The sequence below is a fragment of the Flavobacterium sp. genome, from assembly GCF_044360715.1.
GTDB lineage: Bacteria > Bacteroidota > Bacteroidia > Flavobacteriales > Flavobacteriaceae > Flavobacterium.
Window position 1 is genome coordinate 84,336 of the sequence record NZ_JBIKJY010000006.1, and the last position, 20,742, is coordinate 105,077.

At 34.8% G+C, this 20,742-nt stretch carries 15 protein-coding genes, 2 tRNA genes and 2 rRNA genes; 17 read left to right on the forward strand and 2 right to left on the reverse strand.

Annotated features, from left to right (window positions below):
- The first annotated feature begins 196 nt into the window (after positions 1 to 196).
- The 11 genes from queA to ACIQ16_RS03535 all read left to right on the forward strand — a co-directional run bounded on the left by queA (position 197) and on the right by ACIQ16_RS03535 (position 12,017).
- Positions 197 to 1,246 carry a tRNA preQ1(34) S-adenosylmethionine ribosyltransferase-isomerase QueA gene (gene queA, locus ACIQ16_RS03485; protein ID WP_353077972.1) on the forward strand — a complete coding sequence of 350 codons (1,050 nt, stop codon included), beginning with the start codon at positions 197 to 199 and terminating at the stop codon, positions 1,244 to 1,246.
- 122 nt (positions 1,247 to 1,368) lie between these two features.
- Positions 1,369 to 2,646: a kynureninase gene (gene kynU / locus ACIQ16_RS03490; protein ID WP_396148682.1), complete on the forward strand. Its 1,278-nt coding sequence runs from the start codon at positions 1,369 to 1,371 to the stop codon at positions 2,644 to 2,646.
- A 10-nt stretch (positions 2,647 to 2,656) separates the two neighbouring features.
- Positions 2,657 to 3,736, forward strand: coding sequence for an agmatinase family protein (locus ACIQ16_RS03495; protein ID WP_396148684.1), 1,080 nt, complete (start codon positions 2,657 to 2,659; stop codon positions 3,734 to 3,736).
- A 51-nt stretch (positions 3,737 to 3,787) separates the two neighbouring features.
- A complete protein-coding gene (locus tag ACIQ16_RS03500; RefSeq protein WP_396148686.1) occupies positions 3,788 to 5,137 on the forward strand; it encodes an FAD-dependent oxidoreductase in 1,350 nt (449 codons plus the stop codon).
- Between the two features lie 349 nt (positions 5,138 to 5,486).
- Positions 5,487 to 6,311, forward strand: coding sequence for a MotA/TolQ/ExbB proton channel family protein (locus ACIQ16_RS03505; RefSeq protein ID WP_353077964.1), 825 nt, complete (start codon positions 5,487 to 5,489; stop codon positions 6,309 to 6,311).
- 37 nt (positions 6,312 to 6,348) lie between these two features.
- Complete coding sequence (locus ACIQ16_RS03510; RefSeq protein WP_396148688.1) at positions 6,349 to 6,990, forward strand: ExbD/TolR family protein; 642 nt, start codon at positions 6,349 to 6,351, stop codon at positions 6,988 to 6,990.
- Between the two features lie 18 nt (positions 6,991 to 7,008).
- Positions 7,009 to 7,578, forward strand: coding sequence for a biopolymer transporter ExbD (locus ACIQ16_RS03515; RefSeq protein WP_353077960.1), 570 nt, complete (start codon positions 7,009 to 7,011; stop codon positions 7,576 to 7,578).
- A gap of 21 nt (positions 7,579 to 7,599) precedes the next feature.
- Entirely contained in the window at positions 7,600 to 8,418 is an 819-nt protein-coding gene (locus tag ACIQ16_RS03520) for an energy transducer TonB (RefSeq protein ID WP_396148690.1), read from the forward strand.
- A 218-nt stretch (positions 8,419 to 8,636) separates the two neighbouring features.
- The gene (locus ACIQ16_RS03525; protein ID WP_396148692.1) at positions 8,637 to 9,545 is read left to right on the forward strand and encodes a PstS family phosphate ABC transporter substrate-binding protein; all 909 of its coding nucleotides are present in this window, start codon (positions 8,637 to 8,639) and stop codon (positions 9,543 to 9,545) included.
- 10 nt (positions 9,546 to 9,555) lie between these two features.
- Complete coding sequence (locus tag ACIQ16_RS03530) at positions 9,556 to 11,247, forward strand: hypothetical protein (RefSeq protein WP_396148694.1); 1,692 nt, start codon at positions 9,556 to 9,558, stop codon at positions 11,245 to 11,247.
- Between the two features lie 137 nt (positions 11,248 to 11,384).
- Positions 11,385 to 12,017, forward strand: a complete 633-nt coding sequence (locus ACIQ16_RS03535; RefSeq protein ID WP_396148696.1) for a 7-carboxy-7-deazaguanine synthase QueE — start codon at positions 11,385 to 11,387, stop codon at positions 12,015 to 12,017.
- 172 nt (positions 12,018 to 12,189) lie between these two features.
- Here the strand turns inward: ACIQ16_RS03535 and ACIQ16_RS03540 are convergent, their stop codons facing one another.
- Positions 12,190 to 12,897 carry a class I SAM-dependent methyltransferase gene (locus ACIQ16_RS03540; RefSeq protein ID WP_396148698.1) on the reverse strand — a complete coding sequence of 236 codons (708 nt, stop codon included), beginning with the start codon at positions 12,895 to 12,897 and terminating at the stop codon, positions 12,190 to 12,192.
- Positions 12,898 to 12,981: 84 nt separating this feature from the next.
- On the opposite strand from ACIQ16_RS03540, the gene ACIQ16_RS03545 reads away from it, so the two are divergent.
- Positions 12,982 to 13,476, forward strand: a complete 495-nt coding sequence (locus ACIQ16_RS03545; protein WP_396148700.1) for a YkgJ family cysteine cluster protein — start codon at positions 12,982 to 12,984, stop codon at positions 13,474 to 13,476.
- A gap of 54 nt (positions 13,477 to 13,530) precedes the next feature.
- On the opposite strand, the gene ACIQ16_RS03550 is transcribed toward ACIQ16_RS03545, so the two are convergent.
- Positions 13,531 to 14,760 carry an exo-beta-N-acetylmuramidase NamZ domain-containing protein gene (locus ACIQ16_RS03550; protein WP_396148702.1) on the reverse strand — a complete coding sequence of 410 codons (1,230 nt, stop codon included), beginning with the start codon at positions 14,758 to 14,760 and terminating at the stop codon, positions 13,531 to 13,533.
- 11 nt (positions 14,761 to 14,771) lie between these two features.
- Between ACIQ16_RS03550 and ACIQ16_RS03555 the strand changes: the two genes are divergently transcribed.
- The 5 genes from ACIQ16_RS03555 to ACIQ16_RS03575 all read left to right on the forward strand — a co-directional run.
- On the forward strand, positions 14,772 to 16,004 hold the full coding sequence (locus ACIQ16_RS03555; protein WP_396148704.1) for an ABC transporter permease: 1,233 nt from the start codon (positions 14,772 to 14,774) through the stop codon (positions 16,002 to 16,004).
- 647 nt (positions 16,005 to 16,651) lie between these two features.
- A 16S ribosomal RNA gene (locus ACIQ16_RS03560) occupies positions 16,652 to 18,167 on the forward strand.
- Between the two features lie 97 nt (positions 18,168 to 18,264).
- Positions 18,265 to 18,338 (forward strand) — tRNA-Ile (locus ACIQ16_RS03565).
- A 141-nt stretch (positions 18,339 to 18,479) separates the two neighbouring features.
- Positions 18,480 to 18,553: transfer RNA gene (locus ACIQ16_RS03570), tRNA-Ala, on the forward strand.
- Between the two features lie 168 nt (positions 18,554 to 18,721).
- Positions 18,722 to 20,742, forward strand: a 23S ribosomal RNA gene (locus ACIQ16_RS03575); the annotation flags it as partial.

Below are 20,742 nucleotides of genomic sequence, written 5' to 3' on the forward strand. Positions count from 1 at the left end.
GTCGTTTACAAGTAAAATTTGAGTTTCTTAAAGTTTAGCTTACTTTATTCATTAAAAATACGTTGCGAATTGCCGTCTTTGCGATGAATTCAAAAATATATACGTTTTTACTTGACAACGCCTATCTCACAATCGTATATTTGCACACGGTTTGAAATGCATAAACTTTTAAACCCTAAACTTTTAAACTCAAAATATGAAATTATCACACTTCCAGTTTAATTTGCCAGAAGAATTATTAGCCGAATTTCCTTCAGAAAATAGAGATGAATCTCGATTAATGGTGATTCATAGAAAAACGGGTGAAATTGAACATAAGATGTTTAAAGATATTATTGACTATTTTGATGATGGTGATGTAATGGTGCTTAATAATTCTAAGGTTTTTCCAGCTCGTTTATACGGAAATAAAGAAAAAACAGGTGCAAGAATTGAAGTTTTCTTATTAAGAGAATTAAATGCGGAACAACGTTTATGGGATGTTTTAGTAGATCCAGCTCGTAAAATTAGAATTGGAAATAAATTATATTTTGGAGATGACGATTCGTTAGTTGCCGAAGTTATTGACAATACAACTTCTCGCGGAAGAACATTACGTTTTTTATATGACGGTTCTTATGAAGAATTTAGAGAAAAATTAATTGAATTAGGGGAAACACCTATACCAAAATATATTAATCGTGAAGTTACTCCAGAAGATGCGGAGCGTTACCAAACTATTTACGCTAAAGAAGAAGGTTCTGTAGCTGCACCAACTGCCGGTTTACATTTTTCTAAGCATTTAATGAAACGTTTGGAAATCAAAGGAATTAATTTTGCTGAAGTTACTTTACACGTAGGTTTAGGTACTTTTAATCCTGTTGAAGTAGAAGATCTATCTAAACATAAAATGGATTCGGAAGAAATGGTGGTTACACAAGAAGCGTGTGATATTATCAACGGAGCCAGAACTAAGAAAAATAAAGTTTGTTGTATCGGAACTACTTCTATGCGTGCTATGGAAAGTACAGTTTCTTCGATGCGAACGTTAAATCCATATTCTGGTTGGACAAACAAATTCATTTATCCACCCTACGATTTTAGTTTAGCTGATGCGATGGTTTCCAATTTCCATACACCAAAATCAACTTTATTAATGATGGTTTCTGCTTTTTGTGGACACGATTTAATGAAAAAAGCATACGAAATTGCCATAAAAGAAAAATACAATTTCTATTCTTATGGTGATGCGATGTTAATTTTATAATCAAATTAAATAATTAATTATCTGGATCTATTTCAGATTCTTAAAATATAAACCCAACATGTAGTTGGGTTTTTTTATATCTTATTTTTTTGTTACTTTTACGCTTTAAAACCTACTAAAAAATGAACTTTCAAAATACTAAAGAATTCGCAATAAGCTTAGATGCTCAAGATGAATTAAAATCGTATAAAAACGAATTTTATTTTCCACAACATAACAATCAAAATGTAATTTACTTTACAGGAAACTCATTAGGATTACAACCAAAAATAACCAAAAAATATGTTGATGATATTATGGATGATTGGGCAAATATGGCCGTAGAAGGTCATTTTTATTCAGAAAAACCATGGTGGGATTATCACGAAAGATTTTGCGACCCATTATCAAAAATTGTTGGAGCACAACCTTCAGAAGTTGGGGTAATGAATACATTAACTGTGAATTTGCATTTGCTTTTTGTTTCTTTTTACCAACCAAAAGGCAAGAGAATTAAAATTTTATGCGAAGAAAAAGCATTTCCTTCCGATCAATATATGTTGCAAAGTCAAGTGAAATTTCACGGTTTTGATCCAGAAGAGGCAATTGTTGAAATCAAAAGAAGAGAAGGCGAATTAACAACTCGACCAGAAGATATTTTATCAAAAATTGAAGAGTTGGGAGACGAGTTAGCACTTGTTTTTATTGGTGGAGTAAACTATTATACAGGTCAAGTTTTCGACATGAAAACCATCACAGCAGCTGGACATAAATCTGGAGCACTTGTAGGTTGGGATTTGGCGCATGCTGCAGGAAATATTGAATTAAATTTACACGAATGGGATGTTGATTTTGCCGCGTGGTGTAGTTATAAATATATGAATTCAGGACCAGGAAATGCGTCTGGATACTTTGTCCACGAAAAACATCATACGAACAAAGAATTAGACCGATTTGCGGGCTGGTACGGACATAATAAATCCCGTAGATTTTTAATGGAACCGAATTTTGATGCGGTTGAAGGTGCAAATGGTTGGCAAGTTAGTAATTTACCAGTTTTATCTTTAGCGCCCTATTTAGCAACTGTAGAAATGTTTGCGGAAGTAGGTATGGAAAAACTAATTGCAAAAAGAAATGTTATTACTTCTTATCTAGAATTTATTTTACATGAAATCGATAAGGAAATTCCACAAGCTAATTTCGAAGTTATCACGCCTTCTAATCAATCTGAAAGAGGTTGTCAATTGTCGGTATATTTACACGGGCAAGGCAAAGAATTATTCACTTATTTAATGCAAAATGGAGTAATTACAGATTGGCGTGAGCCTAATGTTATTCGTTTAGCACCCGTCCCATTTTATACGTCTTTTGAAGATATTTATAATTTTGGACAAATTTTGAAAAAAGGAATATTAAAATAGAACATCCAAAATGAATAAACAACAAAAAATAGAAAATTTCGATCCGTCACAACCTGGTTTAGCAGATGCTACCATTTTTGGATTGCCATTTACAGCAGAAGAATCAGAAATTATTATTATTCCTGTGCCTTGGGAAGTAACAGTGAGTTATGGTTCGGGAGCCTCTGAAGGTCCTGCTGCTATTTTTGATGCCTCATTTCAAGTGGATTTATTACATCAAGATTTTCCAGAATTATGGAAATTAGGTATTTATATGGAAGATGCACCTCAAGATTGGGCAAAAAACTCTAAAAAATATAAAAACTTAGCACAACCTATTATTAAAGCTCTTGAAAATGGTGAAGATGTAGAAACGTTTCCTGCTTTACAAGAAGATTTGCATAAAGTTAATATAGCATGCAGAACGCTTCATTCCGAAGTGAAAGAAAAAGTGTTATTTTGGCAAAATAAAGGAAAAAAAGTAGCGCTTTTAGGCGGAGATCATAGTACACCTCTTGGTTATTATGAAGCTTTAGCTACACAACATGACAGTTTTGGTATCTTGCATTTAGATGCTCATATGGATTTGCGAGTGGCTTATGAAGGATTCACTTTTTCACATGCTTCAATAATGTATAATACGTTACAAATTCCTCAAGTATCAAAAATTGTTCAAGTCGGAATTAGAGATTTTTGCGAGCAAGAAGTAAATATAGTTAGAGAAGCTAAAGGTAGAATTATTGTTCATACAGATGCTGATATGAAAGCAAAAGCGTTTGAAGGACAAACTTGGAAACAACTATGTGAAGAAATCATTTCGCAGCTACCACAAAAGGTCACTATTTCTTTTGATATTGATGGAATGTACCCATGGTATTGTCCAAATACAGGAACACCTGTTCCTGGTGGTTTTTCATTTGAACAAGCTACTTATTTATTTAACTTATTAGCTAATTCAGGTAAAGAAATAATTGGTTTTGATCTAGTAGAAGTTGCACCAGGAGAAAATGACGATTGGGATGGAAATGTAGGTGCAAGAATGTTATTTCATATGTGCGGAATTCTTGCTAAATCACAAAAACTGAATGTTGGAAATCGAGTTCAGTTTTAACAATCAATCAAAAACGAATTTTTTTTAAACTACATAAGTAGTACTCAGTATATGTCAAATCAAACACCAAAAAAAATTGCAATAGTAGGTTCCGGATTAGTAGGAACTTTATTAGGAATTTATCTAAGAAAACGAGGTCATATCGTTCATATTTACGACAGAAGCCCAGATATTCGAAAAATGAATTTTTCAGGTCGCTCGATTAATCTTGTTTTGTCAGACAGAGGTGTAAAAGCGTTACGCGATGTTGGTTTGGATCAAGAAGTTTTAAGTATAGGAATTCCTGTTGAAAAACGTGCCATTCATACCGAAAAAGACACCGTTAATGAACAGTTTTATGGAAAAGACGGCGAAGTAATTTATTCCCTTTCAAGAGGTCTGTTGAATAAAAAAATGGTCGATTTAGCTGAAAAAGCTGGAGTCGTGTTTTTCTTTGAAGAAAAAGTTTGGGATGTAGATTTAACAACTGCAACAATTTCTATAGGCGATTCTGAAAAAGGCGAGTGGACTACACATGATTATGATATTACTTTTGGTGCCGATGGTGCTTTTTCTCGAATCAGACATAAAATGCAACGCCAGAGCATGTTCAATTATTCGCAAGAATTTTTAAATATTGGCTATAAAGAATTAAATATTCCTGCCAACCCAGATGGCACGCATAAATTAGATAAAAAATCCTTGCATATTTGGCCTCGAGGTAATTTTATGCTAATGGCATTAGCCAATTTAGATGGGAGTTTTACCTGTACTCTTTTTATGCCGCATGATGGTGAAAATTCATTCGAATCCATTAAAAGCAAGGAGCAATTGGTTGGTTTCTTTGCGAATCACTTTCCAGATACTAAAGAAGTAATTCCAAATTTAGTAGAAGATTTCTTTAAAAACCCAACAAGTTATTTAGTAACCATGAAGTGTTTTCCTTGGACATTTAGTGATAAAGTGGCGCTTATTGGCGATGCTTGTCATGCGATAGTGCCTTTTTATGGACATGGAATGAATGCGGGCTTTGAAGACATTACCGTTTTGGAGGAAATGTTTGAAAAATATGGCGATGATTGGGCAAATTTATTAAACGATTATGAAAATTCTCGTAAACCAAATGCAGATGCTATTGCCGAACTTTCATACAGAAATTTTATGGAAATGAGCTCAAAAACAGCAGATGCTAATTTCTTATTGCAAAAGAAAATAGAAAAATGGTTTTCTGATAAATACCCTCAATTATGGGTGCCGTTATATTCTCGTGTTACGTTTAGTCACCAACCTTACTCAGAAGCGTTAGCTATTGGTGATAGACAAAACGAAATTATGCAAGAAGTATTGAAAATGGAAAACATTGACCAAATTTGGAACAGTCAAATTGTTGAACATAAGATTATTGATCTTCTAAAAAAGTAATTTTTTATAGTAAAATGAATAAATTAAGCTTCAAATAGTTTTTTTGAAACATAATATTGTTCTGAATTTATTAAAACAAAATGAAATCGGAAAAACTTTACAATCTCTTAACATAATATGTATTGTAATTATTTCGTTTTTATTGAATAATTATTAAATAATCATAAAAAATATTGAAAATAATCTTACTATATCTCTTTTTTGGTATGATTGTTGCATATTTTCAAAAAGTTAATGTAAATTTTATGAAATTAGTTTTTTTTTCAAATCTAATTCACATAAATTTGCGACTATCAAAAATAAAATTGAAATCAAATAATTAATCAATTCAAACTAAAAATTTAAAAAAATGGGACAGGATTTAAACGTTTCTGTAGAGAACAAAGGAAACAAAGCAAGTACACTTTTTGCAGCTTTGACTATTGTAATTTGTATAACAATTGGTGCTTTATTATGGAAATTTGTAATGGGAGCGCCAGCAAACTTTATCAAAGGTGATCCAGCAGGACAACCTTTACCAGGAAACTATTTAGGTATGGTTTATAAAGGAGGTATGATTGTTCCTGTGTTAATGGGATTATTATTAATGACTATTGTTTTCTCTGTAGAAAGATTTATCGTATTGACTAAAGCAGCTGGAAAAGGAAATTTAGATAATTTCGTAAAAGATGTTTTATCTCAAATTAAAACTGGAGATGTTCAAGGTGCTATTGCGGCTTGTGATGCTCAAGAAGGATCTGTTGCCAACGTTATCAAAGCTGGTTTATTAAAATCTGAGCAAGTTAAAAAAGACGGATTAGATGTAGATGCTGCTACAGAAAATATTACTAAAGAAGTGGAACAAGCAACATCATTAGAAATGCCAATGTTAGAAAAACATATGACTATTATTTCTACTTTAGTATCAATTGGTACCTTATTAGGTTTATTAGGAACAGTATCTGGTATGATTAAAGCATTCGCTGGATTAGCAGAAGGTACTCCAGACCAAGCAGAATTAGCAAATGGTATTTCTGAGGCGTTAATTAATACGGCTACAGGTATTGGTACTTCTACTTTAGCTGTTATTGCTTACAACTATTTTACTTCAAAAATTGATACTTTAACTTATTTTATTGACGAAGCTGGTTTCGCAATTTCTCAAGCTTATAAAAGAGCTAAAGGAAGCAACTAAGATTTCATAAAATATTATTAAGTTAAAATAAAGTAAAATGGCAAATATAAAAACATCTAAAAAAAGCACAAGAATAGACATGACGGCCATGTGTGACGTTGCGTTTTTGTTATTGTCCTTTTTTATCATGACAGCAACATCAAAAGTACCTGAGCCTAAGCCAGTAGATACGCCTGCGTCAACCATAAAAGCTAAATTGCCAGAAAGAAATTTATTTACTATTACAGTTGGTGATAGTGCAGTATATATTGGAATGTCTGAAAGAGAAACCAGAATTGCTGCCTTGGAAGCTATGTCATTAAAATATGACATTGCTTTTACACCTCAAGAAATAAATGAGTTTTCTTTATTAGATTCATTTGGTGTGCCTTTGGAGCAATTAAAGTCGTTATTAGCTTTAAAAAACGCTGAAAGAAACAAACCTGGTACGCAATCGGGCATTCCTTACAAAGGAGATATTTCTGAAAATGAATTGTCTTTCTGGGTATATTATGCGAATGCAGCAGTTGTTATGGAACAACAAGCTAAAGGTGCAGAAAAGATTAAGGAGATTGAAATAGCTATAAAAGGTAGTTCTAAAGAAAAATATCCAGTTGTAAAGAACGTATTTGACATACTTCAAAAACAAAATATGAATGATTTTTATTTAGTAACTTCTCTAAGAGATGAAGATTTTTAATTAAAATAAAAAAATAACATGGCAGAATTAAATACCGGTGGCGGCGGTGGTAAAGGCGGTAAAGTAAGAAGTAAAAAATCGAATCCAGGTGTTGATTTAACAGCGATGGTTGATTTAGCGTTCTTGTTAATTACTTTCTTTATCCTAACAACCACATTATCTAAGCCACAATCTATGGATTTAGCTTTACCAGATAATACTAAACAGGATGATCCTAACCCACCAGAAACTCCAGCTTTCAGAACTTTAACTGTTGTTTTAGGTAAAAATGATAAGTTAGTGTATTATATAGGACTTACAGATGCGCCTTATATGGAAGACGGAATTAATGGTAAACCTAAGTTGGAAAACTATGGTGGAAAAGGGATTAGGAAAGCACTAATTGCTCATAAAAAGTTTGTAATGGATCGTATTGAAGATCCTAAGAAACAAGGGATGACTGTGCTTATTAAAGCAAGTAAATCGGCAAACTATAAAAATTTAGTTGACATTTTAGATGAAATGGCAATAGTAAAACCGTTTTCTTATTCAATTGTTGATGTAACTCCAGGCGATTTAAAAATGCTTGAAGACAATAAAATTAAATAACATAACTTTAAATATAGAAAAATGAGTGAAATTCAAAACATTAGCGAAGCTAGTTTACTTGACAATATATTCGAAGGACGTAATAAAAGTTATGGAGCATACGAATTAAGAACAAATAGTTCGAAGAGAACCGTTTTAGCATTGATTATTTCTTCAATATTTTTTATAACCACAGTTTTTGCACTTTATCTTTCAATGAAAAGTAAAGACAAAGAAGAGGTTAAAATTACTAAGGTAGAACTTAAGAAAGTGAAAACTCCAATTAAAAAGGAGGAAAAGAAAATTTTAGAACAAAAGAAGGTGGAACCTATCAAAAAGGTGAAGTCTGTGGTTGACATTGTGAAAAATGTGCCACCAGTTGTTGTAAATAAGAAAACAGTTGAAAATGAAATTCCTCCTGTTGAACCGGATAAAAAATCGGGTTCAGAAACAGCTAAAGGGGATGCAAATGCAAGTCTTGAAAAAACTGGTGAATTAGCGCAAGAAGAACAAAAAGGAGATGATACAGATTACAATCAAATCTTTACTTCTGTACAAGTTCAAGCGTCGCCTCCAGGTGGTATGAATGCTTTTAGAAAACAAATTGCAAGTTCATTCCGTTTACCAGAAGTAGACGAAACTACAACAGGTACTGTTATTGCGAAATTTGTAGTTTGGGATGATGGATCAATTAGAGACATTCAAATTGTAAAAGAAAGTCCTGCAGGATTAGGTTTAGGAAAAGAGGCCACAAGAATCTTAAATAAATCGCCAAAATGGACACCAGGTGTATATAATGGTAGAAGTGTAAAACAATACTATACATTACCTATATCCATTCAAATTACAGCAAACGAATAATATGAATTGGTTAAATAATTTAAAACAGAAATCGCCCAAACAGCGATTTCTGTTTATTTTAGGACTTTTAATATTCTGCTTTTATTTAGTTTTGGCTTATCTAGTTACTTTTTGGGATAATTTTCCACTAGAAGTATCAATGATAAGAAGAAGAATATTTGGAGGTCTATTAGTTTTATACGCAAGTTTCAGATTTTACAGATTAATAAAAAAAGAGGATGAAGAGTAAAATTAATATAATTATATCCATTTTTGTTTTTACAATTTTAGTATTTTTTTCGTGTAAAAAATCTGAAAATAGTACTGAAGACGAATCTTACGTAAAAGGAAAAGCTGAAATTTATGTAGATGAATCTTTGTTGCCAATTGTGGAAGATCAAGAAATGGTTTTTGAAAGTAAATATCAAAAAGCTGACATAAGGCTTATTCCAAAATCAGATTCGGATATAGTAAATTTAGTATTACAACGTAAAATTGATATTGCCGTTCTTTCACACGAATTAAATAAATCGCAAGAAGACAAATTAATAGCTATTGATGTAATTGGTAAAAATACACCTTTTTGTTCAGATGCTATTGCACTAGTGGTAAATCAAAAATCTTCAAAAACTGCAATTACAGTATCTGAAGTTTTTGAAATATTAAAAGGGCAAAAAACAGATGTTCAATTTGTTTTTGATAACGAAAATTCTAGCACATTAAGTTATTTAATGGAAAAAGCGAATGTTAAATCATTGTCAAAAAATGTAACGGCATTAAAAAGTAATTTAGAAGTTATTAAATTTGTCTCCGAAAACAATAATTCAATAGGTTTTGTTGGAGTAAATTGGCTCCTGAATCCTTCAATTGAATTGGAAAGTACAATAAAAAATGTTAAAGTTTTAGCTGTTGGCGAAAGCATACAAAAAGCAGTAAAACCTACTCAGTCATATATTGAAACAAAAGAATATCCATTTACAAGAAAAATTTATTTGTTAAATTATCAGGGTAGAACTGGTTTAGGCATGGGATTTGCTTCTTTTGTAAAAAGCGAGGTTGGTCAGCGTATCATTCTTAAATCAGGATTAGCACCAGTAAAAATACCAACCCGAGAAATAAGAATTGTAAAAAGTAATAAAAAGAAATAAAAAAGAAGAAATGAGAACAATTATTTTATCAAGTTTTGTCACTATTTTATCTGCAGTTGCAGTAAATGCTCAAGATTTAGAGCAAGTTAAAAAAACTATCGATGCCGAAAAATTTTCTGAAGCAAGAAAATCTTTAAAATCAATGGTTGAAACAACGCCAGATAAAGGTAAAAATTACTTTTATCTTGGTCAAGTATATTTAGCGTTAGAAAAGCAAGATTCGGCAAAAGTATATTTTGAAAAAGGTAAAGTAACTAAAGATGCAGGACATCTAAATTTAATTGGTTTAGGACAATTAAATTTATTAGAAGGGAATTCTTCTGCTGCAGAAACTAATTTTGCTTCTGCATTAACAATCGCTAAAAAGAAAAACACCGAGGAACAAATTTTTATTACACAAGCTTATTTAAAAGCGACTAACCCAGACGTTTCTAAAGCATTAGCGGCAGCTAAATTAGCTGTTGTAAGTGATCCTAAATCAGCTTTAGCGCAAATTGCTTTGGGAGATGCTTTAGTAGCAAACAAAAATGTTAATGATGCATATGTAGCATACAGAACAGCTGGAGAATTAGACAAAACGTCATTAAGAGCGCCTTTGCAATTGGCAATTATCACAAGAAATGCGCAAGCGTTTCCAGAAGCATTAAAAGCATTTAATGATATCTTAGCAATTAATCCAAGTTACGGACCAGCTTTTCGTGAAAAAGCAGAAACCAACTTGGCTTGGGCGTATGCAAAAAAATCGCTTTTTGAAGAAAAAATTGCTGCTGCTTTAGAAGATTATAAAAAGTATATGAGTTTAACAGATGTTTCTACAGATGCTAAAATAAAATATGCTGATTTCTTAATCTTATCAAAAAAATGGAAAGAATTAGAAGCGGAAGCTTTGGCAATTCAAAAATTAGATAAAGTAAATCCAAAAGTATTTAAATATTTAGGATATGCTTATTCTGAAAATGGGAATCCAGACGGAGCTATTAAGTCATTGACTGATTATATGACAAAAGTTGATGCTAAAAAAATTAATGGTAAAGATTATTTGTATTTAGCAAAAGCAAAATTAGCGACTTCAATGGACGATAAAGGTATTATTTCTAATCAAACGAAATTTTCAGAAGCTATATCAGATTTAACAAAAGCAGCAGAATTAAATCCAAATTTAAATACAGAATTTACTGAAATTGGTATTAAATTATATTCTGGAAAAGCGTATTTAGAAGCTGCAAAATTATTTGAATTAGCAGTTAAAAACACAAATTCAAAAAGTTACAGCCGCGATAATTTTTTATTAGGAAATTCAATTTTGTTCTATGCTGAAAGTAAAACGGAAGCTCAAAAAGCAACATTAACTGCAGAATTTGCAAAAGCTAATAATGCGTATGCAGAAGCAATCAGAATCTCTCCAAACACACAAGATGTTTATTTTTACAAAGGACAATTAAACAGAGTTATTGGAACTCCAGAAGCTAATGCACAAGCTGTTTTAGATTATGAAGGTTATGTAAAAACAGTAACTTCAAAAGGAGAAACAGAAATGGCAAAAGCAGCAGTAAAAGAAAACTTATTTGAAACGTATTCATTTATTGGAGCAAATTATGCTACTACTGATAAAGCTAAAGCTATAGAAAATTTCAAAAAAGCTGCCGAAATTAATCCAAATGATGTTTTCGTAAAAGAATCTTTACAAGCATTAAATAAATAAAAAACGTATTAAAATTTTAAAAACCGATAGCGAAAGTTATCGGTTTTTTTATGCGCTATTTTCAACTCATAAACTTTTACCTTTTACCCTTTACCTTTTACCCTAAATAAATTACCTTTGCACTCAATAAATAATTTATGCTTAACAAAGACACTCAAATATTAGTAGACAAAGGCGAAATGCTTCCTTTAATGGAAGAGTTTTATACCATACAAGGCGAAGGGTTTCATACCGGAACTGCAGCCTACTTTATTCGTGTGGGCGGTTGTGATGTGGGATGTCATTGGTGTGATGTTAAAGAAAGCTGGAATGCAGATTTACATCCTCCAACAGCTGTAGAAAAAATAGTTTCGAATGCAAAATCTTATGCAGAAACCATTGTAATTACTGGAGGCGAACCTCTAACTTGGGATATGAATCCAATTACAGAACGATTAAAAAATGCAGGATTAAATGTTCATATTGAAACTTCTGGTGCTTACGAGGTAACAGGAACTTGGGATTGGTTTTGCTTGTCGCCAAAAAAAAATAAACTACCTGTAGCATCTGCTTACGCAATTGCAAACGAATTGAAAGTTATAATTCACAACAAACACGATTTTATTTTTGCCGAAGAACAAGCAGAAAAAACAAATAAAAATGCCATTTTATTCTTACAACCCGAATGGAGCAAAAAAGAAGAAATGACTCCGTTAATTGTGGAGTATGTTATGAACAACCCAAAATGGCGAGTATCTTTACAAACTCATAAATATTTGAATATACCGTAATAAATTCGAATATTAAAAATTCCAAATTCCAAAATTGAAAGTTAAATTATTTACTATTTTTCAACACGGATTTAACAGATTTTTAAAATTTCTTTGATCTGTGTTTCAAAAAATAGATTTTGTGTTTTTTGGGGATTTTAAATATTGAAATTTGGAATTTAATTTTTGGAATTTAAATTGAAAGTTTTGCCAAATAATCAAAATGTTCGCCTTCTAAAAGTAATTCGCATTGTAAACCATTTGCAATAGCTGCATTTTGAAGTGTGTTGTAATCTAAATACAACCAAGGAAAAGTATCTTCCGTTTCTCCTTTATATTGCACCGAAAAAGTCAATTCGCCATAATACCCTTCTGCAGGAATACAATAGGCACCATCTTCATCTTGATCATACATATAAATTAAATCTGAAGAATCAATTAAAATTTGTCCACCTTCATTTAATAACGATTTTAATTTCTTTAAATAGTTACTTGTTCCTTTTAAGGTGCCAAAAATCCCAGTTCCATTCATTAAAAGAAGTATTGTGTCAAATTTGCTTGTTGGGTTTAAATCTAAAAGATGTTGTACAAAAACATTTTTTATACCTCGAAGTTGACAAGCTTTCACAGCATTTTCAGAAATATCTATTGCGGTAACATCTAATTTTCTTTCGTTTTGTAATGCTAAAGTATGACTTCCAGCACCACATCCTACATCTAAAACGCTTCCTTTTGCTAATTGTAATGCTTTTTGTTCCAATTCTGGCATTTCATTATAGGTTCTAAACAAATAAGAAACAGGCATTTCATCAGCTTCAGAAATCGAAGTTTCAGTGATTAAATCTTCAGGAGAATTATTCGTTTGGTAATCTAATATGGCTTTTCCAAAAAGGTCTTTCATCGTTATTTTTCAAAATTCAACATTCGTTATTCTTAAATCTATGTTCAAAATCGTAACTTTGTAGTTCATTCAGACAAATTAATAATGAAGCCATCGTTAAACGAAATTCAAAAGTTAGCCAAAGATACACATATTGAAACTAAAAAATATTTCGATAAGTTAAAAAAACGGGTGCCAAAAAATTTAGATTATGTAATGCAAGATTTACACGATGCCGAATTTAAAAAAACCGACTGTCTCGATTGTGCGAATTGTTGTAAAACTACTGGACCATTATTTACAGATGCTGATGTGGAACGCATTGCAAAACATTTTAAGCAAAAGCCACAACAGTTTATCAGTCAGTTTTTACGAGTAGACGAAGACAATGATTATGTGTTAAAATCAGTGCCGTGTACGTTTTTAGAGTCGGACAATAAATGTTTTATTTACGATGTGCGCCCAAAAGCGTGTAGAGAATTTCCGCATACAGATAGAAAAAAGTTCAATCAAATTACCGATTTGACTTTGCTAAACGTAGCGATTTGTCCAGCAGCGTTTAATATTGTTGAGAAGATGAAATTAAAACTGCCTTTGTAGCTGAAAAACTTTAAAAATCTTAAAATGGAGTGTTTTCACTTTCAGACTTTATGACTAATAAATCAAATATTTCTTTCTCATTTCTTTAAAAGCATTCAAGTCAGTTTCCCAACTTTTTCTAATTTCCTTTTCAGAAACACCTTCAATAATTTGCTCTTGAAGTTTTTTGGTTCCTGCTAATTTCGTAAAAAAATCATTAAAAAAGACAGTTTTATCAGAAGTATTGGCATATGTTTTTATTAGCCATTTCAACTCTAAACGACTCACTTTTTTGATTTTAGACAAATCTTCTCCATAACATAAAATGTCTTTATGCATCGGTTCTTTTGCACCAAAATTCGGAAAAGGAGTAAATGAAAAATCAGTTTTAAGTAAAAATGGCGAGCCATATATTTGAAATTGTTTTTCCGTGCCTCTTCCTACGCTTACATTCGTGCCCTCAAAAAAACACAAACTTGCATATAAATTTATCGATTGATCATTTGGTAAATTTGGCGAGGGTTTTACGGGTAAGCTATACGGCATATCTCTTTTGTAATTGGCGCAAGGAATTACGGTTAAATTACACGTCACACCATTTGCTAACCATTTTTCTCCATTGATCATTTTTGCATATTCACCAATTGTCATCCCGTGTAAAACCGGAATGGGGTGCATTCCTACAAAGCTTTTGTGTTCCATTTCTAAAACAGGTCCGTCAATAATACTTCCATTTGGATTCGGTCTATCTAAAACTAAAAGTTCAATATTATTTTCCGCACAAGCTTCCATTACATAATGTAGTGTTGAAATATACGTGTAAAATCGCGCACCCACATCCTGAATATCAAAAATTACAATATTAATATCTGCTAATTGCTCGGGTTTAGGCTTTTTATTATTTCCATATAACGAAATAATAGGTAAATTGGTTTTGATGTCTTTGCCATCTTTAATTACTTCCCCAGCATCAGCAGTTCCTCTAAATCCGTGTTCTGGAGCATAGATTTTTTGTAAATCAACTTTATGTTCTAAAAGAAAATCAACCAAGTGTTTTTTGCTTTCAACAATTCCTGTCGGATTCGTAACAATACCAATTTTTTTATTCGCCAATAATGGTAAATAGGCGTTATAATTTTCAGCACCTGTTTTTAGGGCTATGTTTTTGAACTTTTGGTTTGTTGTTTCGGTTACTATTGCTTTCGACTTTTGACTTTCGACTTTCGACTTTTTCACTGATGAACATCCAAAAGAAAATAATAGTATTAAAATAAATAAAAACGTATTTTTGAACACAAATTTCATATAAGTATATTTTGAATTTAGAATATTTTATTGCGAAACGACTTATTGTTTCAAAAAGTTATAAAAGTAGTGTTTCTTCGCCAATTATAAAAATTGCTATTTGGGCTATTGCTTTAAGTATTTTTATGATGGTGCTCTCAGTTGCAACAGGTATTGGTTTGCAGCAAAAAATACGTGAAAAAATAGCTGCGTTTAATGGGCATATCATCGTTTCAAATTTCGATGACAATCAATCTCAAGTTACTGCCGAACCCTTCGATTCTAAAATATTACCTATTACCCAATTAAGAAAAAATAAATACATTACTCACGTGCAGCCCATAATTACTAAAGGTGCATTAATTAGAACTAAAACGGATGTAGAAGGCGTTGTTTTTAAAGGAGTAGACAACACCTATCAGTGGAAAAATTTGGAAGATTTTTTAGTCGAAGGAAAAATTCCTACCTATAAAGAAGGCGACATCAATCAAGTATTGATTTCTCAGTTTTTAGCCAACCGATTAAAATTAAAAGTAGGAAATTCGGTTACTACCTTTTTTATGAAAACACAAGGTAAATTACCAAGTGTTCGAAAGTTCACTATTTCCGGAATTTATAACTCTGGCTTTCAAGAATTCGATTCGTCCTATATAATAGGTAACATACAACATCTGCAACGTATAAATAAGTGGCAGCCCAATCAGTTTGGAGCCTATGAAATTTTTATAGACGACTTTTCAAAATTAGACCAGCACGCACAAGAAATCTACAAAACCATACCGCCAACATTTAACAGTGTATCCATTTCTGAAAAATATTTCGGCATTTTCGAATGGTTAAAGCTGTTCGACTTCAATATTCTAGTCATTTTAATCATAATGATTGCCGTTGCAACCATAAATATGGTTGTAGCACTTTTGGTTTTAATTCTCGAACGTACCCAACTAATTGGAATGTTAAAAGCGCTCGGCGCTAACAATTGGTCGGTCCGAAAAATATTTTTATATAACGCAGCCCACTTAATTTCAAGAGGTTTGCTCTGGGGAAATGGAACTGCAATTGTATTATTATTTATCCAAAAAAAGTTCGAAATCATCACTCTAAATCCCGAAAGTTACTATGTGTCATCGGCTCCGGTTGATATTGATTTTCTGCATATCGCGCTTTTAAATGCAGGAACAATTCTTATTTGCGTCTTGATTTTATTAATTCCGTCTTACCTAATTACAAAAATATCACCAATTAAAGCGTTGAAGTTTTTTTAGCAGCTCTTTCCTGCTCTACGCTATATCTTTTTGCCTAGTGGACTTTGAAAATAAAGCCCACTATACAAAAAGGATGCCGCTACTATCAGGGCTATGGGCTTGTTTTTTCAGTTGAATTCCCTTGCAAAACTTTTTTATCAAGAATTCCCGTTGTGTAACTTCTTGTAGTTCAATAGTTAAGAAAATACTTTAAAAAAAGATTAGTATAAGGTTAGGAAATCCGAATAAAGTTGCTAGTTTTGCACCCGCATTCAGAGCGACGTTCCTTATTTAATAGTATCAAAATCCTACGAATTTTATTTTTGATAAAAGGATAAAAAAAGATTTGGTAATTAGTAAATAAAGATGTTATCTTTGCACCCCGCAGAAGAAAAGTTCATTTACAGATTTAGGTTTAACAAAACGGAGATACAATTTTCTCAAAAAAAAGTGTATTAAAGTTTTGGTAATAAAAAAAAAGGTTCTACTTTTGCACCCGCTAACTCAAAGAGAAGGCAAAAAATAAGAGAATAAGTTCATAGACATATTGGATTGACAGCATATAAGAATAAGAGTAATATCTTTTTCGAGTATTATAAAGAATTGAATACCTAGCAAAATGATTATCGTCGATAAAATAACTTAGATAGAGATATCTTAAAAAATCTACGATGAAGAGTTTGATCCTGGCTCAGGATGAACGCTAGCGGCAGGCTTAACACATGCAAGTCGAGGGGTAGGAGCAGCTTGCTGCTTTGAGACCGGCGCACGGGTGCGTAACGCGTATACAATCTACCTTTTACAGAGGGATAGCCCAGAGAAATTTGGATTAATACCTCATAGTATTTTCGAATCGCATGATTTGATTATTAAAGTTCCAACGGTAAAAGATGAGTATGCGTCCCATTAGCTAGATGGTAAGGTAACGGCTTACCATGGCAACGATGGGTAGGGGTCCTGAGAGGGAGATCCCCCACACTGGTACTGAGACACGGACCAGACTCCTACGGGAGGCAGCAGTGAGGAATATTGGACAATGGGCGCAAGCCTGATCCAGCCATGCCGCGTGCAGGAAGACGGTCCTATGGATTGTAAACTGCTTTTATACAGGAAGAAACACCTCTACGTGTAGAGACTTGACGGTACTGTATGAATAAGCATCGGCTAACTCCGTGCCAGCAGCCGCGGTAATACGGAGGATGCAAGCGTTATCCGGAATCATTGGGTTTAAAGGGTCCGTAGGCGGTTTAATAAGTCAGTGGTGAAAGCCCATCGCTCAACGATGGAACGGCCATTGATACTGTTAAACTTGAATTATTAGGAAGTAACTAGAATATGTAGTGTAGCGGTGAAATGCTTAGAGATTACATGGAATACCAATTGCGAAGGCAGGTTACTACTAATATATTGACGCTGATGGACGAAAGCGTGGGGAGCGAACAGGATTAGATACCCTGGTAGTCCACGCCGTAAACGATGGATACTAGCTGTTCGGAGCAATCTGAGTGGCTAAGCGAAAGTGATAAGTATCCCACCTGGGGAGTACGTTCGCAAGAATGAAACTCAAAGGAATTGACGGGGGCCCGCACAAGCGGTGGAGCATGTGGTTTAATTCGATGATACGCGAGGAACCTTACCAAGGCTTAAATGGGGATTGACCGATTTGGAAACAGATCTTTCGCAAGACAATCTTCAAGGTGCTGCATGGTTGTCGTCAGCTCGTGCCGTGAGGTGTCAGGTTAAGTCCTATAACGAGCGCAACCCCTGTCGTTAGTTGCCAGCGAGTCATGTCGGGAACTCTAACGAGACTGCCAGTGTAAACTGTGAGGAAGGTGGGGATGACGTCAAATCATCACGGCCCTTACGCCCTGGGCCACACACGTGCTACAATGGTAGGTACAGAGAGCAGCCACTGCGCGAGCAGGAGCGAATCTACAAAACCTATCTCAGTTCGGATCGGAGTCTGCAACTCGACTCCGTGAAGCTGGAATCGCTAGTAATCGGATATCAGCCATGATCCGGTGAATACGTTCCCGGGCCTTGTACACACCGCCCGTCAAGCCATGGAAGCTGGGGGTACCTGAAGTCGGTCGCCGCAAGGAGCTGCCTAGGGTAAAACTGGTAACTAGGGCTAAGTCGTAACAAGGTAGCCGTACCGGAAGGTGCGGCTGGAACACCTCCTTTCTAGAGACACAAGATAATCATTTAGGTTTCGATTTATAATATAAAAAAGAGAATTACTCTTGCTGTTAGTTCAAATACTAAAAAACAAACAAAACAGAGTCTCGTAGCTCAGCTGGTTAGAGTACTACACTGATAATGTAGGGGTCCCCAGTTCGAGTCTGGGCGGGACTACTTTTTGAATTTTGAATTCTAAATTTTGAATTTTAAATTAAAAAAAAGTTTTTTTGTTTATAAAAGGAAATTTTAGAAGTATGAGTAGTGAATTACTATAATAATTCAAAATTCACCATTCAGAATTCAAAATTTGATAATGGGGGATTAGCTCAGCTGGCTAGAGCGCCTGCCTTGCACGCAGGAGGCCATCGGTTCGACTCCGATATTCTCCACAAGCTAGCTAATAGCTTTCAGCTGTTAGCTTATAGCTAAAGTTCATTGACATATTGAGATAAAATACAAAAAGTAGAAAACACGCTATGTGATATGCGCACAGCATATTACTAGCAAAACATATAATTAAGTCGTTTTTATAAACGATTTAGCTCATTATAAGAATACAATAAGCAAAATAAGGGCGTATGGGGGATGCCTTGGCTCTCAGAGGCGATGAAGGACGTGATAAGCTGCGAAAAGCTACGGGGATCGGCACACACGAATTGATCCGTAGATATCCGAATGGGGCAACCCACTATGTTGAAGACATAGTACTCCGATAGGAGAGTGAACCCGCTGAACTGAAACATCTAAGTAGGCGGAGGAGAAGAAAACAAAAGTGATTCCGTAAGTAGTGGCGAGCGAACGCGGATTAGCCCAAACCAAAGTTGTTACGGCAATTTTGGGGTTGTAGGACCACGAGATTTGATGCGGATTGAATTAGAATAACCTGGAAAGGTTAACCAAAGAGGGTGATAGTCCCGTATAAGTAAGAGAAGATATTGATAGTGGTATCCTGAGTAGCGCGGGGCACGTGAAACCCTGTGTGAATCTGGCGGGACCATCCGCTAAGGCTAAATACTCCTGAGAGACCGATAGTGAACCAGTACCGTGAGGGAAAGGTGAAAAGAACCGTGAATAACGGAGTGAAATAGATCCTGAAACCATACGCCTACAAGCGGTCGGAGCATCCAAGTGGTGTGACGGCGTGCCTTTTGCATAATGAGCCTACGAGTTACCGTTGCTGGCGAGGATAAGTGATTAAGTCACGGATCCGTAGCGAAAGCGAGTCTGAATAGGGCGCTTTAGTCAGTAATGGTAGACGCGAAACCGTGTGATCTACCCATGGGCAGGATGAAGCTGTGGTAACACACAGTGGAGGTCCGAACCGGTTGACGTTGAAAAGTCTTCGGATGACTTGTGGGTAGGGGTGAAAGGCCAATCAAACTCGGAAATAGCTCGTACTCCCCGAAATGCATTTAGGTGCAGCGCTGGGTTATAGTTATATAGAGGTAGAGCTACTGATTGGATGCGGGGGCTTCATCGCCTACCAATTCCTGACAAACTCCGAATGCTATATAATGTTTACCAGCAGTGAGGGCTTGGGTGCTAAGGTCCAAGTCCGAGAGGGAAAGAACCCAGACCATCAGCTAAGGTCCCCAAATATACGCTAAGTTGAAATAACGCGGTTTGTCTGCCCAGACAGCTAGGATGTTGGCTTGGAAGCAGCCATTCATTTAAAGAGTGCGTAACAGCTCACTAGTCGAGCGGACGAGCATGGATAATAATCGGGCATAAGTGTATTACCGAAGCTATGGATGTACGCCTTGCGTACGTGGTAGGGGAGCATTCTAAACTGGGTCGAAGGTGTGATGTGAGTCATGCTGGACTGTTTAGAAAAGAAAATGTAGGCATAAGTAACGATAATGCGGGCGAGAAACCCGCACACCGAAAAACTAAGGTTTCCGCAGCTATGCTAATCAGCTGCGGGTTAGTCTGGTCCTAAGGCGAACCCGAAAGGGACAGTCGATGGCTAACGGGTTAATATTCCCGTACTACTTATAATTGTGATGGAGTGACGGAGTGATGAAAGCGCCGCGAACTGACGGAATAGTTCGTTGAAGTACCTACCTATAGGACTCGTAGTCAAATGCGCGAGTCTTGGGGAAATACGATAGTACTCGGAGTCTTCGGACAATGGGATAGTGCGCCTAAGGGCTTCCAAGAAAAACTTCTAAACTTAGATTATACGTACCAGTACCGTAAACCGACACAGGTAGTTGAGGAGAGAATCCTAAGGTGCTCGAGAGATTCATGGCTAAGGAATTAGGCAAAATAGACCCGTAACTTCGGGAGAAGGGTCGCCCCGAGTAATCGGGGCCGCAGTGAAGAGGTCCAGGCGACTGTTTATCAAAAACACAGGGCTCTGCAAAATCGTAAGATGAAGTATAGGGCCTGACACCTGCCCGGTGCTGGAAGGTTAAGTGGAGATGTTATGCGCAAGCAGAAGCATTGAAATGAAGCCCCAGTAAACGGCGGCCGTAACTATAACGGTCCTAAGGTAGCGAAATTCCTTGTCGGGTAAGTTCCGACCTGCACGAATGGTGTAACGATCTGGACACTGTCTCAGCCATGAGCTCGGTGA